Consider the following 13,995-nt stretch of genomic DNA (forward strand, 5'->3'; position numbering starts at 1 on the left):
GCGAGTGTCGCGACGGCGGCGCGACGCGGCATGGATAACGAGGAACGATTGATGATACGGAGAACCTTCCTGTCGCACGCCATCGGCGTCGCGGCGGCATCGCTGTTTGCGCGCACCGCCTGGGCGCAGCATGCCGGTCATACGGGCATGGCAGGCACGGATCAGATGGACGACATGCCGGGCATGTCAGGGATGGCAGACCACGCGCAACACGCGAAACCGGCGCCGGCTGCGCTCGCGGCGGCCGATGCGCTGCCGGCCGGCGCGCCGCTCGCGTCGCTGCGCACGCTTGCGAACGAAAGCCGCGAGCCGGGCACGTTCCGCGCGACGCTGGTCGCCCAGCCGGTCGCGCGTCCGATGCTGCACGGTGCGCGTCCGACGACGTTCTGGCAGTTCGGCGCGGGCACGCAAGGGCCGGTGGTCGGCTCGCTGATCGACGTGCGCGAGGGCGACACGGTCGAAATCCGCTTCGTAAACAAGCTGCCGCAGCCGTCGACGATCCACTGGCACGGCCTGCCGGTGCCGCCCGACCAGGACGGCAACCCGTCCGATCCCGTCGCGCCGGGCGCGTCGCGCGTGTATCGCTTCACGCTGCCGAAGGGGAGCGCCGGCACATACTGGTATCACCCGCATCCGCACATGATGACCGCCGAGCAGGTGTTCCGCGGGCTGGCCGGCCCGTTCATCGTGCGTGCCGCCGACGATCCGCTCGCCGGCTGGCCCGAGCGCAACCTGTTCGTGTCCGACCTGAAACTCGCGCGCGACGGCACGATCCCGCCGAACGACATGATGGACTGGATGAACGGCCGCGAAGGCCAGTTCGTGCTGGTCAACGGTGCGCGCCGGCCGCGGATCGACGTCTCGGGCGACGAGCGCTGGCGCGTGTGGAACGCGTGCAGCGCGCGCTACCTGCGCATTGCGTTCGACGACGGCCGCGCGTTCGAGCAGGTCGGCACCGACGGCGGGTTGTTCGATGCGCCGCGCCGCGTGACGTCGCTGCTGCTCGCGCCGGGCGAGCGCGCGGAACTGCTGGTGCGCGCCGGCGATCGCGCGTCACGCGCGGTGCTGCAGGCGGCCGAATACGACCGCCGCAAGATGGCGATGTCGCACGACGGCGGCCGCGGCAGCCTGCCGCCCGATCCGGCGCTGCCGCTCGCCGACGTCGCGTTCGCACCGGCCGCCGCCCGTGCGCTGCCGGCCACGCTGCGCGCGGTGCCCGCCCTCGGCGAACCGGTCGCGCACAAGGAAGTCGCGTTCGGCGAAGAGATGGACATGGACGCGATGATGAGCAGCCCGGCGCATGGTCGCCCGGCCGGGATGCGCTTCACGATCAACGGCGCGACCTACGCGCCGCACCGTGCGACGCTGACGAGCCGCCGAGGCGACGTCGAACGCTGGGCAATTCGCAACGCCACCGACATGGATCACCCGTTCCACTTGCACGGCACGCAATTCCAGGTGATCGAGCGCGCATCGGGCGGCACGCGCACGAGCGAACCGTTCCGCGCGTGGCGCGACACCGTGAACGTGCGCAGCGGCGAGACCGTGACGATACTCGTCATGCAGGACATGCCCGGCGAGCGCATGTTTCACTGCCATATTCTCGAACACGAGGATCTCGGCATGATGGGCACGCTGAAGGTCGTGTAACGAGTATTGAATATGTTTCACGCGTATGTCGGCATTCGATTTGCGCGTGAAACAGGACAATGCATGTTCAATTATCGGGATTGAACGAAAAGGCCTGCCAATCGAATTAACGCGTGGCTGGTCTGAAAAAAAAGAAACCCGGCGCAATGCCGGGTTTCTTCGTCTGATATCCGGTGCCTTTACGCGGCCTGGATGTTCGACGCTTGCTTGCCCTTCGGCCCTTGAACGACCTCGAAGCTCACCTTCTGGCCTTCCTTCAGGGTCTTGAAGCCCTGCATGTTGATGGCCGAGAAGTGCGCAAACAGATCTTCACCGCCCTCGTCGGGAGTGATGAAACCGAAGCCCTTCGCGTCGTTGAACCACTTAACGATACCAGTTGCCATTTTCCTACTTCCCCTGTCACACAGTCGCTGCTACTTACCACGAGCACGCTCGAAAAGCTAAACGACCGGAAAATACAGCCGTTCCCCCCTCACAAGCTCACCTTCGGCCTCTTTCATTTCGCCAACCGACGAGTTGAAAAAAGTGCCAGCTTGATTGTTGGCGCTCTTTATTTGAGTGTCAAGCGGAATTTTTAGACGGTTAGAGGGCCGTTGTAAAGAACCCATTTTCAGGGTTTTTCCGGCTTTGCTTTGCAGCATGCCGCCGAGCGCGCGGACTTGAAAAGTCGCATAATCGGCTCATATACCAGGCTCGAGTGACACGCGATCGAGTCGTCCCGGCTTGTGGGATACTGGATGCGGATGCGACGTCCGTGCGGTTTCCCCCTGACGGTTCGTGTTCCGCGCCACGCGTGAAAGCCGGCACCGCAGCCGGCTTTCGTATGGTGCGAAGACGATCGCGAGTCGTCGGGAACCAGGGAGGGCGCCGGCCGGTCGGTCGGGTAATGGCAGGATTGCGGGCCTGTCCGAGTTGTTTAGAATGGGTGTATGGCGATTATCCCGGACAAGCAGGACAGCACCGTCCTGGAACGCAAGCAGCAGAAGCTCAAGCCGCCTTCGATGTACAAGGTGGTGCTGCTGAACGACGACTTCACGCCGATGGAGTTCGTCGTGATGGTCGTACAGGAGTATTTCAAGAAGGATCGCGAGACGGCCACGCAGATCATGCTGAAGGTCCATCGTGAAGGGCGAGGGGTATGTGGGGTCTATACGCGGGACATCGCGTCGACCAAGGTTGAGCAAGTCGTTACCCATGCGCGGCAGGCCGGGCATCCGCTGCAGTGCGTGATGGAGGAAGCATGATTGCCCAGGAATTGGAAGTCAGCCTGCACATGGCGTTCATGGAAGCACGCCAGGCGCGCCATGAGTTCATTACGGTCGAGCATCTGTTGCTGGCCCTGCTGGATAATCCGACGGCAGCCGAGGTGTTGCGCGCGTGTGCGGCCAACATCGAGGACTTGCGTCAGAACCTGCGCAATTTCATCCACGACAACACACCTACCGTCCCGGGCACCGACGATGTCGATACCCAGCCGACGCTCGGTTTCCAGCGCGTGATCCAGCGCGCGATCATGCACGTCCAGTCGACGTCGAATGGCAAGAAGGAAGTCACCGGCGCGAACGTGCTGGTTGCGATCTTCGGCGAGAAGGACTCGCACGCCGTCTATTACCTGCAGCAGCAGGGCGTCACGCGCCTGGACGTCGTGAACTTCATTTCGCACGGCATCGCGAAGACGAACGGCGGCGAAGCCGCGAAGTCGACCGACGCGAACGCGGAAAGCGAAGACGCGAACGCGCAGAAGGAAACCCCGCTCGCGCAGTTCACGCAGAACCTGAACCAGATGGCGAAGGACGGCCGCATCGATCCGCTGATCGGCCGCGAGCCGGAGGTCGAGCGCGTCGTGCAGGTGCTGTGCCGTCGCCGCAAGAACAATCCGCTGCTCGTCGGCGAAGCCGGCGTCGGCAAGACCGCGATCGCCGAAGGGCTCGCTTACCGCATCACGCGCGGCGAAGTGCCGGACATCCTCGCGAACGCGCAGGTGTATTCACTCGACATGGGCGCGCTGCTCGCGGGCACCAAGTATCGCGGCGACTTCGAGCAGCGTCTGAAGACGGTGCTGAAGGAGCTGAAGGAACGGCCGCACGCGATCCTGTTCATCGACGAAATTCACACGCTGATCGGCGCGGGCGCCGCTTCGGGCGGCACGCTCGACGCATCGAACCTGCTGAAGCCGGCGCTGTCGTCGGGCACGCTCAAGTGCATCGGCGCGACCACGTTCACCGAATATCGCGGCATCTTCGAAAAGGATGCGGCGCTGTCGCGGCGCTTCCAGAAGGTCGACGTGACGGAGCCGACCGTCGAGCAGACGGTCGCGATCCTGCGCGGGCTGAAGTCGCGCTTCGAGGAGCATCACGGCGTCAAGTATTCGTCGGGTGCCCTGTCGGCCGCGGCCGAGCTGTCGGCACGCTTCATCACCGACCGTCACCTGCCGGACAAGGCGATCGACGTGATCGACGAAGCGGGCGCCGCGCAGCGCATCCTGCCGAAGTCGAAGCAGAAGAAGACGATCGGCAAGAGCGAGATCGAGGAAATCATCTCGAAGATCGCGCGCGTGCCGGCGCAGAGCGTGTCGCAGGACGATCGCAGCAAGCTGCAGACGCTCGATCGCGACCTGAAGAGCGTCGTGTTCGGCCAGGATCCGGCGATCGACGCGCTCGCTGCGTCGATCAAGATGGCGCGAGCCGGTCTCGGCAAGATGGACAAGCCGATCGGCGCGTTCCTGTTCTCCGGCCCGACGGGCGTCGGCAAGACCGAAGTGGCGCGCCAGCTTGCGTTCACGCTCGGCATCGAGCTGATCCGCTTCGACATGTCGGAATACATGGAGCGTCACGCGGTGAGCCGCCTGATCGGCGCGCCGCCGGGCTACGTCGGGTTCGACCAGGGTGGCCTGTTGACCGAAGCCGTCACGAAGAAGCCGCACTGCGTGCTGCTGCTCGACGAGATCGAGAAGGCGCATCCGGACATCTTCAACGTGCTGCTGCAGGTGATGGACCACGGCACGCTTACCGACAACAACGGTCGCAAGGCGGATTTCCGCAACGTCATCATCATCATGACGACGAATGCGGGCGCCGAGTCGATGCAGAAGGCGACGATCGGCTTCACGACGCGCCGTGAAACGGGCGACGAGATGACCGACATCAAGCGCCTGTTCACGCCGGAGTTCCGCAACCGCCTGGATGCGATCATCAGCTTCCGCTCGCTCGATGAGGAAATCATCATGCGCGTGGTTGACAAGTTCCTGATCCAGCTCGAGGAGCAGCTGCACGAGAAGAAGGTCGACGCGCTCTTCACCGACGCGTTGCGCAAGCATCTCGCGAAGCACGGCTTCGACCCGCTGATGGGCGCGCGGCCGATGCAGCGGCTGATCCAGGACACGATCCGTCGCGCGCTGGCCGATGAACTGCTGTTCGGCAAGCTCGTCAATGGCGGTCACGTGACGGTCGACGTCGACGAAAACGACAAGGTGCAGCTGTCGTTCGACAAGCTGGCGAATCCGCCGCACAAGCCGAACGAAGAGACGGTCGAAGTCGAGTAAGCGATAATTCGTTGTTCATGCGAACGGCGCGGGAAGTTTTCCGCGCCGTTTCGTTTTATCTGGCGCCGGTGGCGCGATGGTGGTGCAGGGGAGTGGTAACGCGGTGACACAACAACAACGGTCGTTCGACAACATCGTCGCGCGCGAACAAGGGTTGCGCCATGCGCTGACGTCGGGGCAGATGGCGATGATCGCGATCGGCGGCGCGATCGGCACGGGGCTGTTCCTCGGCAGCGGGTTCGCGATCGGGCTCGCGGGCCCGAGCGTGCTGGTTTCGTACGCGATCGGCGCGCTGATCGCGCTGCTGCTGATGGGCGCGCTCGCGGAAATGACGGTCGCGCATCCGACGGCCGGCTCGTTCGGCGCGTACGCCGAGCACTACGTCGGCCCGCTCGCGGGCTTTCTCGTGCGCTATGCGTACTGGTTCGCGGTCGTGTTCGCGATCGGCACCGAGATCAGCGCGATCGCCGTCTTCATGAAGTACTGGTTCCCGGCCGTGCCCGGCTGGTACTGGGTGATCGGCTTCTCCGCGCTGCTGATCGCGGTGAATCTCGCGAGCGTCACGCTGTACGGCTCGGTCGAATATGCGTTCTCGCTGCTGAAGATCGCGGCGATCGTCGTGTTCATAGTGCTCGGGGCTTATTTCGTGTGGTCGGCGCCGACCGCATCGGGCATCGGCTTCGCGAACTACACCGCGCACGGCGGCTTCATGCCGAAGGGGCCGTGGGGCACCTGGGTCGCGGTGATCGTCGCGATCTTCAGCTACATGAGCATCGAGGCGGTCGCGATCGCGGCCGGCGAGGCGCGCGATCCGCAGCACGCGGTCACGCGCGCGTTCCGCTCGACGGTATTCCGCCTCGTTCTGTTCTACCTGCTCACGCTCGCGCTGATGCTCGCGATCGTGCCGTGGACGCAGGCCGGCACCGACGAGAGCCCGTTCGTGAAGGTGATGGCCGCAACGCACGTGCCGTATGCGGCCGGCGTAATCAACTTCGTGCTGCTGATCGCGGCGCTGTCGGCGATGAACAGCCAGCTCTACGTGACGACGCGGATGATGTTCAGCCTGTCGCGCGCGCGGCTCGCGCCGGCCGTGTTCGGCCGGCTCGGCAACAACGGCGTGCCGCGTGCGGCGCTGTGGATCTCGACCAGCGGCGTCGCGGTCGCGGCCGTGCTGGTCGCGCTGTCGCCGGATACCGCGTTTACCGTGATGATGGCGATCGCGATGTTCGGCGCGCTGTTCACGTGGCTGATGATCTTCGTCACGCACCTGCGTTTTCGCGCGCAATATCGCGGCCCGACGCTCCCGTTCCGGATGTGGGGGCACCCGTTCGGCAGCCTGCTCGGAGCCGGGCTCGTCGGCGCGATCCTGCTGACGACCGCGTTCACGCGCGAATTCCGGATGACGATGGTGGTCGGCGTCGTGTTCGTCGTGCTGCTGACGCTCGCGTATGCGCTGCACTACCGGCACGAACACGCACGCTGACGGTGCCCGCGCGGCCGCCCACGGCCGCGCTCGCCGGCCATACCGTTCTTCGCGTTCGCTAAGGTTTCGTTAAGCCGGCGGAGACTAGCATTCGATCCTGTCTGCACCGCGGGCCGGCACGCGCCGGCTCGCCGCTTTCCTGCAAAAAGGGGTTCGAATGAACAAACTTCCTGAAATCACGCTCGCGTTCTGGATCATGAAGATCTGCGCGACGACGCTTGGCGAGACCGGCGGCGACCTGCTGTCGATGACGCTGAACGTCGGCTACGCGGTGAGCTCGATCCTGCTGTTCGGTTTCTTTCTCGTGACGCTGGGCGCACAGCTCAGAACGACGCAGTATCGCCCGGCGATCTACTGGGCCGTGATCGTCGCGACGAGCACGGCCGGCACGACGATGTCCGATTTCATGGACCGGACACTCGGCCTCGGCTATGCGGCCGGCTCGTCGATTCTCGTCGCGATCCTGCTGGCAATCTTCGCGGTGTGGCGCCTGAGCGGCGAATCGCTGTCGGTCGATCTGATCCGCACGCGCAAGGTCGAACTGCTGTACTGGATCGCGATCCTGTTCTCGAACACGCTCGGCACGGCGCTCGGCGATTTCCTCGCGGACAGTTCTGGCCTCGGCTTCGGCGGCGGCGCGCTGCTGATCGGCGGGCTGCTCACGCTGATCGTTCTGGCCCACTATTTCACGCGCATTTCAGGCGTGCTGCTGTTCTGGGCCGCATTCGTGCTCACGCGGCCGTTCGGGGCGACGGTCGGCGACCTGTTGACGAAACCGGTTGCCAAGGGCGGACTCGCGCTCGGCACGGTCGGATCGTCGGCGGTGCTGCTCGGCGTGCTCGTCGCGATGGTGATCTATGCAAGCATCGCGCAGGCGCGGCGACGCGAGCTTGTGCCCGCGCGGATCGCGCAGACGGCCGATCGGTGAGCGGTAAAGGAAAAAGGAAAGGGGCCGCGAGGCCCCTTTTTTGCATGGTGTCGTTCAGTGTCGGCCGGTGCTGCCGAAGCCGCCTTCGCCGCGATCGCTTTGCGCGAAGTCGTCGACGATGTTGAACTGCGCCTGCACGACCGGCACGATCACGAGCTGCGCGAGCCGCTCGAACGGGTTCAGCACGAATTCGGTCTGGCCGCGATTCCACGTCGAGACCATCAACTGGCCCTGGTAGTCGGAATCGATCAGGCCGACGAGGTTGCCGAGCACGATACCGTGCTTGTGGCCGAGGCCCGAGCGCGGCAGGATCAGCGCCGCGTAGCCGGGATCCGCGAGGTGGATCGCGAGGCCTGTCGGCACGAGCGTCGTTTCGCCCGGCTGCAGCGTGACGGGTGCGTCGAGACACGCGCGCAGGTCGAGGCCCGCGCTGCCGCTGGTGGCGTAGGCGGGCAGGTAATCGCGCATGCGCGCGTCGAGAATCTTCAGATCGAGTTTCATGCGGTCGTCGAATCGGTCGGGAAGGGCGCGGCGGTGCGGGCCGCCGCGCGGGTGATCAGATCAGGCGGTTGTCCGGCAGGCGCTTCGCGATTTCCGCGACGAGCACGTGCGCGAGTTCGTCCTTCGGTGCGCGCGGCAGGCGCGTAAGGCCGGCCGCCTCGAACAGCACGACTTCGTTGTCGTCGCGGCCGAACGTCAGCGGGCCGAGATTGCCGACCAGGAGCGGCACGTTCTTGCGCTTGCGCTTCTCGTCGCCGTGCACGTCGAGGTCGCCGCTTTCGGCCGCGAACCCGACGCAATACGGCGGATCGGGCAGCGCCGCGACCGACGCGAGGATGTCCGGGTTCTCGACGAACGCGAGCGCGGGCATCTTGCGGTCGGCCGTCTTCTTCATCTTGTGCTCGGCCGGATGATCGACGCGCCAGTCGGCGACTGCGGCCACCGCGATGAAGATGTCGGCGTCGGACACCGCTTGCATCACTGCGTCGTACATCTGCTGTGCCGTCTGCACGTCCTGGCGGGTCACGCCCCACGGCGTGTCGAGCGCGACCGGTCCCGCGACGAGATGCACATCGGCGCCGGCCTGTTGCGCGGCGCGCGCGAGCGCGAAGCCCATCTTGCCGCTCGAGCGGTTCGTGAGGCCGCGCACCGGATCGAGCGGCTCGAACGTCGGGCCGGCCGTGATCAGCACGCGCCGGTGCGCGAGCACCTTCGGCGCGAAGTGCGCGACGATCGCTTCGTAAATCGCCTCGGGTTCGAGCATGCGGCCGTCGCCGACTTCGCCGCAGGCCTGGGCGCCCGAATCGGGGCCGAGCACCGACACGCCGTCGGCGCGCAGCTGCGCGACGTTGCGCTGCGTGGCCGGGTTCTGCCACATCTGGCGGTTCATCGCGGGCACGACGAGCAGCGGGCAGTCGCGCGCGACGCACAGCGTCGACAGCAGGTCGTCCGCGAACCCGTGCGCGAGCTTCGCGAGGAAATCCGTCGACGCGGGCGCGATCACGATCGCGTCGGCTTCGCGCGACAGGTCGATGTGCGCCATGTTGTTGTCGATGCGTGCGTCCCACTGGCTCGTGTAGACGGGCCGGCCGGACAGCGCCTGCATCGTGACGGGCGTGATGAACTGCGTCGCGGCTTCGGTCATCGCGACCTGCACGGTCGCGCCTGCCTTCGTCAGCAGCCGGGTGAGCTCGGCGATCTTGTAGCAGGCGATGCCGCCCGTCAGGCCGAGAACGAGGTGTTTTCCTGCGAGTTCTGCGTGTGCCAACTCAGGCCTCCAAGGGTCAAACGGAACGGCCGGCGCGAAGCCGGCCGTCGACACCGAGTATGCGCGCTCAGCGCGAGCCGCGCACGCGACGCAGTTCGTCGTAGATCAGCAGCACCGCACCGATCGTGATCGCGGAATCGGCGAGGTTGAACGCCGGGAAGTGCCAGGCGCCGACGTGGAAATCGAGAAAGTCGATCACGTGGCCGTAGATCAGCCGGTCGATCACGTTGCCGAGCGCGCCGCCGAGGATCAGCGCGAGCGACAGGCTGAACAGCCGCTGCTGGCCGTGACGGCGCAGCAGGAAGCAGATCACGAGCGTGGCGCTGATGCCGAGCGCGGTGAACGCCCAGCGCTGCCAGCCGCTCGCGGTCGACAGGAAGCCGAACGCGGCGCCGCGGTTGTACACCAGCACGAGGTTGAAGAACGACGTCAGCGCATGCTGCGCGCCGTACGCGAACGTTTTCAGGATCGCGATCTTCGACAGCTGATCGAACAGGATCACGATCAGCGAAATGCCGAGCCAGGGCGCGAGCGCGCCGCTGGCCGGTTTCGACACAGTCTTCGCCATATTCAAGCAGCGCTCCGGGTTTCGCCGTTTTCAAACAGGTTCGAGAAGCAGCGGCCGCACAGCGTCGGATGATCGGCGTGCGCGCCGACGTCCTCGCGATAGTGCCAGCAGCGTTCGCACTTCTGGTACTTCGACGCCGCAACGTCGACGCTTTCCTGCGCTTCGTCGTCGACCTTCACGACTGTTGCCGCCGACGTGATCAGCACGAACTTCAGGTCTTCGCCGAGGCTCGCGAGTGCGTCGTAGCGCGCGCCGCTCGCATGCACGGCCACTTCCGCCTGCAGCGACGAACCGATGCGGTTCGCGGTGCGTGCCTCCTCGAGCGCCTTCGTCACGTTGCCGCGTACGTCGCGCAGCAGCGCCCACTTCTCGATCAGCGCGGCCGAGCCGGCAACTTCCGGATACGCGTAGTAGGTTTCCGTGAATACGGTGTCGCTGGCCGGCTGGAACACCTTCCACGCTTCTTCCGCCGTGAACGACAGGAACGGCGCGAGCACGCGCAGCAGGCCGTGCGTGAGGTGGTACAGCGCGGTCTGCGCGGAGCGGCGTGCGCGCGAATCGGCCGCGCTCGTGTACAGGCGATCCTTCAGCACGTCGAGGTAGAAGCCGCCGAGGTCTTCCGAGCAGTACGTCTGCAGCTTCGCGACGACCGGGTGGAACTCGTACTTCTCGTAGTGGCCGAGCAGTTCCGTCTGCAGTTGCGCGGAGAACGCGACCGCGTAGCGGTCGATCTCGAGCCATTCGTCGACCGGCACCGCGTGCTGCGCATAGTCGAAGTCCGACAGGTTCGCGAGCAGGAAGCGCAGCGTGTTGCGGATGCGGCGATAGCCTTCCGTCACGCGCTTCAGGATTTCCTCGGAGATCGCGAGCTCGCCCGAATAGTCGGTCGACGCGATCCACAGGCGGATGATTTCCGCGCCGAGACGGTTCGCGACTTCATGCGGGTCGATGCCGTTGCCGAGCGACTTGCTCATCTTGCGGCCTTCGCCGTCGACCGTGAAGCCGTGCGTGAGCAGGCCCTTGTACGGCGCGCGACCGTCGATCATCGACGCGGTCAGCAGCGACGAGTGGAACCAGCCGCGGTGCTGGTCGGAGCCTTCGAGGTACAGGTCGGCCGGGAACTGCAGCTGATCCTTGTGCGAGCCGCGCAGCACGTGCCAGTGCGTCGTGCCGGAATCGAACCACACGTCGAGCGTGTCGCGGTTCTTTTCGTACAGGTTCGCGTCGTCGCCGATCAGCTCGCGCGGGTCGAGCGTCTGCCACGCCTCGATGCCCGACTGCTCGACACGTTTCGCGACTTCCTCGAGCAGCTCCAGCGTGCGCGGGTGCAGCTCGCCGGTTTCCTTGTGCACGAAGAACGCCATCGGCACGCCCCACTGGCGCTGGCGCGACAGTGTCCAGTCGGGACGGTTCGCGATCATGCTGAACAGGCGCTGCTTGCCCCACGACGGGTAGAACGCGGTCGCCTCGATGCCCTCGAGCGCGGTTTCGCGCAGCGTCTTGCCGTCGTCGCGCGGGGTGACGTCCATGCCGGCGAACCACTGCGACGTCGCGCGGTAGATGATCGGCGTCTTGTGGCGCCAGCAGTGCATGTAGCTGTGCGTGTACTTCTCGCTGCGCAGCAGCGAGCCGGCCGCGTTCAGCGCATCGACGATCTTCGGGTTCGCGTCCCAGATCGACAGGCCGCCGAACAGCGGCAGCGATTCGATGTAGCGGCCGTCGCCCATCACCGGGTTGATGATGTCCGAGTCGGTCATCCCGTGCGCCTTGCACGACTGGAAGTCCTCGATGCCATACGCGGGCGACGAGTGCACGACGCCGGTACCCGTGTCGGTCGTCACGTAGTCGCCGAGGTAGACGGGCGCGGTGCGCTTGTAGCCGGGGTGGGCCGATGCGAGCGGGTGGTGGAAGCGCAGGTTCGCGAGCTTCACGCCGGGGGTGGTCGCGACGACGCGGCCGGTCAGCTTGAACTCGGTCATGCAGGCTTCGACGCGTTCTTGCGCGATGATCAGCAGCCCGCGCTCGGTGTCGACCAGCGCATAGACGATTTCCGGATGGAGGTTCAGCGCCTGGTTGGCGGGGATCGTCCACGGCGTGGTGGTCCAGATCACGATGCCGCCCTCGGCGCGCGGCAGCGCCGGCAGGCCGAACGCCTGCGCGGTCTTTTCCGGTTCCGCGAATGCGAACATCACGTCGATCGTCGGGTCGGTGCGGTCCTTGTACTCGACCTCCGCCTCGGCGAGTGCCGAGCCGCAGTCGAAGCACCAGTTCACCGGCTTCAGCCCGCGATACACATAGCCCTTCTCGATGATCTTGCCGAGCGCGCGGATCTCTTCCGCCTCGTTGACGAAGTTCATCGTCTTGTACGGATTCGCCCAGTCGCCGAGCACGCCGAGGCGCTTGAAGCCGACCTTCTGCTTCTCGATCTGCTCGGTCGCGTACGCGCGCGCCTTGCTCATCACTTCGGCCGCGGGCAGCGACTTGCCGAACTGCTTTTCGATCTGGATCTCGATCGGCATCCCGTGGCAATCCCAGCCCGGCACGTACGGTGCGTCGAAGCCGGCCATGTTGCGCGACTTGACGACGATGTCCTTCAGGATCTTGTTGACCGCGTGACCGAGGTGGATGTCGCCGTTCGCATACGGGGGGCCGTCGTGCAGGATGAACTTCGGCCGGCCCTGGCTGGCCGCGCGGATCTTCTCGTAGATGCCGCGCTCTTCCCATTCCTTGACCCACTGCGGCTCGCGCTTGGGCAGGTCGCCGCGCATCGGGAACGGCGTGTCGAGCAGGTTGACCGGATACTTGGCCTGCGGTTTCGAATCGGCTTTCTTGTTGCTCATGATGGGATCGCTATCTAAATCGGGGGACGCTCGGGCGTCGTGAATCGGGGATGCGCGCGAGTGGGCGGCGCGAGGGTGCGGCGCCAGGCGCCGCCGTCCGGATCAGCTAATTCGGTCGGTTGCCGACGTCGAGAAGCCGGTCGCGCGGCTGCCCGGCGCACGGTCGCGCTCGATGAAGTACGCACGCGCGTTCGCGACGTCCAGTGCGATCGCGCGCGACAGCGCCTCGAGATCGTCGTACTTCGCCTCGTCACGCAGCTTCTTCAGGAATTCAACGCGGATCAGCTTGCCGTACGCGTCGCCGTGCCAGTCGAGCAGGTGGACTTCGAGCAGCACGCGGCCGGAATCGTCGACGGTCGGGCGCAGCCCGAGGCTCGCGACGCCCGGCAGCGGGTCGGGGCCGAGGCCGTGCACCTGCACGACGAAGATGCCCGCGAGCGCCGGCCGCTTGTGCGCGATCGGCAGGTTCAGCGTCGGGAAACCGAGGTCGCGGCCGAGCTTCAGCCCGTGCGCGACGTGGCCGCTGATCGCATAGCCGTGGCCCAGCGCCTGCGCAGCCGCGCCGAGATCGCCCGCGGCGAGCGCGGCGCGCACGCCCGAGCTCGAGATGCGCGTGCCGTCGCTGCCGGCGACCGTGCCCATCTGCTCGACCTCGAAGCCGTACTGTTCGCCGGCCGCCTTCAGCGTGTCGAAGGTGCCCGCGCGCTTCGCGCCGTAGCAGAAATCGTCGCCGACCATCATCCAGCGCGTGTGCAGCCCGTTCACCAGCGTGCGTTCGACGAACGCCTGCGGCGACTGGCTCGCGAAGGTGTGGTTGAAGTGCTCGACGACGACGCGGTCGACACCGTGATCGCGCAGCGCCTCGAGCTTGTCGCGCAGCATCGCGATGCGCGGCGGCGCGCCGGCCGGATTGAAGAATTCGCGCGGGTGCGGCTCGAACGTCATCACGCACACGGGCAGGCCGCGCGCGTCCGCTGCCGCGCGCACGCGCGCGAGCAGGGCCTGGTGGCCGCGATGGACACCGTCGAAGTTGCCGATCGTCAGCGCGCACGGGGCACGGCTCTCGGCGTTGGGCAGGCCGCGGAAGACTTTCACGATAGCGGATGCAGCGGTCGGGGAATGGGCGGTGGGATGCCGCAAAGCAGAAGATTATAAACGTTCGGGCGGCCCGGCGGCCGAGAAGGGGGGAAACGCGGGGGCGAATGGTAAAATTCGCG

The 13,995-nt window shown here is 65.9% G+C and carries 11 protein-coding genes; 5 read left to right on the forward strand and 6 right to left on the reverse strand.

What is annotated here, in order from left to right:
- The first annotated feature begins 51 nt into the window (after nt 1-51).
- Nucleotides 52-1,650 carry a multicopper oxidase family protein gene (locus LGM71_RS21385; RefSeq protein ID WP_226116306.1) on the forward strand — a complete coding sequence of 533 codons (1,599 nt, stop codon included), beginning with the start codon at nt 52-54 and terminating at the stop codon, nt 1,648-1,650.
- Between the two features lie 179 nt (nt 1,651-1,829).
- Here the strand turns inward: LGM71_RS21385 and LGM71_RS21390 are convergent, their stop codons facing one another.
- Nucleotides 1,830-2,033: a cold-shock protein gene (locus tag LGM71_RS21390; protein WP_004196460.1), complete on the reverse strand. Its 204-nt coding sequence runs from the start codon at nt 2,031-2,033 to the stop codon at nt 1,830-1,832.
- Between the two features lie 546 nt (nt 2,034-2,579).
- Here LGM71_RS21390 and clpS point away from each other — a divergent pair.
- The 4 genes from clpS to LGM71_RS21410 all read left to right on the forward strand — a co-directional run bounded on the left by clpS (nt 2,580) and on the right by LGM71_RS21410 (nt 7,602).
- Nucleotides 2,580-2,894 carry an ATP-dependent Clp protease adapter ClpS gene (gene clpS / locus LGM71_RS21395; protein WP_006398529.1) on the forward strand — a complete coding sequence of 105 codons (315 nt, stop codon included), beginning with the start codon at nt 2,580-2,582 and terminating at the stop codon, nt 2,892-2,894.
- On the forward strand, nt 2,891-5,191 hold the full coding sequence (gene clpA, locus LGM71_RS21400) for an ATP-dependent Clp protease ATP-binding subunit ClpA (RefSeq protein WP_124621538.1): 2,301 nt from the start codon (nt 2,891-2,893) through the stop codon (nt 5,189-5,191). The genes clpS and clpA overlap by 4 nt, the downstream gene beginning before the upstream one ends.
- Before the next feature lie 103 nt (nt 5,192-5,294).
- Nucleotides 5,295-6,674, forward strand: a complete 1,380-nt coding sequence (locus LGM71_RS21405; RefSeq protein WP_226116308.1) for an amino acid permease — start codon at nt 5,295-5,297, stop codon at nt 6,672-6,674.
- Between the two features lie 157 nt (nt 6,675-6,831).
- Complete coding sequence (locus LGM71_RS21410; RefSeq protein ID WP_124621542.1) at nt 6,832-7,602, forward strand: hypothetical protein; 771 nt, start codon at nt 6,832-6,834, stop codon at nt 7,600-7,602.
- 54 nt (nt 7,603-7,656) lie between these two features.
- Here the strand turns inward: LGM71_RS21410 and dut are convergent, their stop codons facing one another.
- From dut to LGM71_RS21435, 5 genes are all read right to left on the reverse strand, one after another.
- Complete coding sequence (dut, locus tag LGM71_RS21415; RefSeq protein ID WP_226116310.1) at nt 7,657-8,103, reverse strand: dUTP diphosphatase; 447 nt, start codon at nt 8,101-8,103, stop codon at nt 7,657-7,659.
- 55 nt (nt 8,104-8,158) lie between these two features.
- Nucleotides 8,159-9,370 (reverse strand): bifunctional phosphopantothenoylcysteine decarboxylase/phosphopantothenate--cysteine ligase CoaBC, encoded by a 1,212-nt coding sequence (gene coaBC, locus LGM71_RS21420; RefSeq protein WP_151048328.1) that lies wholly within the window; start codon nt 9,368-9,370, stop codon nt 8,159-8,161.
- A gap of 67 nt (nt 9,371-9,437) precedes the next feature.
- Nucleotides 9,438-9,938 carry a signal peptidase II gene (gene lspA, locus LGM71_RS21425; protein WP_226116313.1) on the reverse strand — a complete coding sequence of 167 codons (501 nt, stop codon included), beginning with the start codon at nt 9,936-9,938 and terminating at the stop codon, nt 9,438-9,440.
- 2 nt (nt 9,939-9,940) lie between these two features.
- Nucleotides 9,941-12,778 (reverse strand): isoleucine--tRNA ligase, encoded by a 2,838-nt coding sequence (ileS, locus tag LGM71_RS21430; RefSeq protein ID WP_124621546.1) that lies wholly within the window; start codon nt 12,776-12,778, stop codon nt 9,941-9,943.
- Nucleotides 12,779-12,880: 102 nt separating this feature from the next.
- A complete protein-coding gene (locus LGM71_RS21435) occupies nt 12,881-13,873 on the reverse strand; it encodes a bifunctional riboflavin kinase/FAD synthetase (protein WP_059603965.1) in 993 nt (330 codons plus the stop codon).
- Between the last annotated feature and the right edge of the window lie 122 nt (nt 13,874-13,995).

Origin of the sequence: Burkholderia sp. AU33545 (assembly GCF_020419685.1) — a bacterium.
In the GTDB taxonomy this organism is placed as follows: domain Bacteria; phylum Pseudomonadota; class Gammaproteobacteria; order Burkholderiales; family Burkholderiaceae; genus Burkholderia; species Burkholderia diffusa.

Excerpts from the sequence above, each read along its gene's own strand:
- dut (WP_226116310.1), bottom strand. The coding sequence starts at position 8,103 with ATGAAACTCGATCTGAAGATTCTCGACGCGCGCATGCGCGATTACCTG.
- LGM71_RS21390 (WP_004196460.1), bottom strand. The coding sequence starts at position 2,033 with ATGGCAACTGGTATCGTTAAGTGGTTCAACGACGCGAAGGGCTTCGGT.
- lspA (WP_226116313.1), bottom strand. The coding sequence starts at position 9,938 with ATGGCGAAGACTGTGTCGAAACCGGCCAGCGGCGCGCTCGCGCCCTGG.
- ileS (WP_124621546.1), bottom strand. The coding sequence starts at position 12,778 with ATGAGCAACAAGAAAGCCGATTCGAAACCGCAGGCCAAGTATCCGGTC.
- LGM71_RS21385 (WP_226116306.1), top strand. The coding sequence starts at position 52 with ATGATACGGAGAACCTTCCTGTCGCACGCCATCGGCGTCGCGGCGGCA.
- clpS (WP_006398529.1), top strand. The coding sequence starts at position 2,580 with ATGGCGATTATCCCGGACAAGCAGGACAGCACCGTCCTGGAACGCAAG.
- clpA (WP_124621538.1), top strand. The coding sequence starts at position 2,891 with ATGATTGCCCAGGAATTGGAAGTCAGCCTGCACATGGCGTTCATGGAA.
- LGM71_RS21410 (WP_124621542.1), top strand. The coding sequence starts at position 6,832 with ATGAACAAACTTCCTGAAATCACGCTCGCGTTCTGGATCATGAAGATC.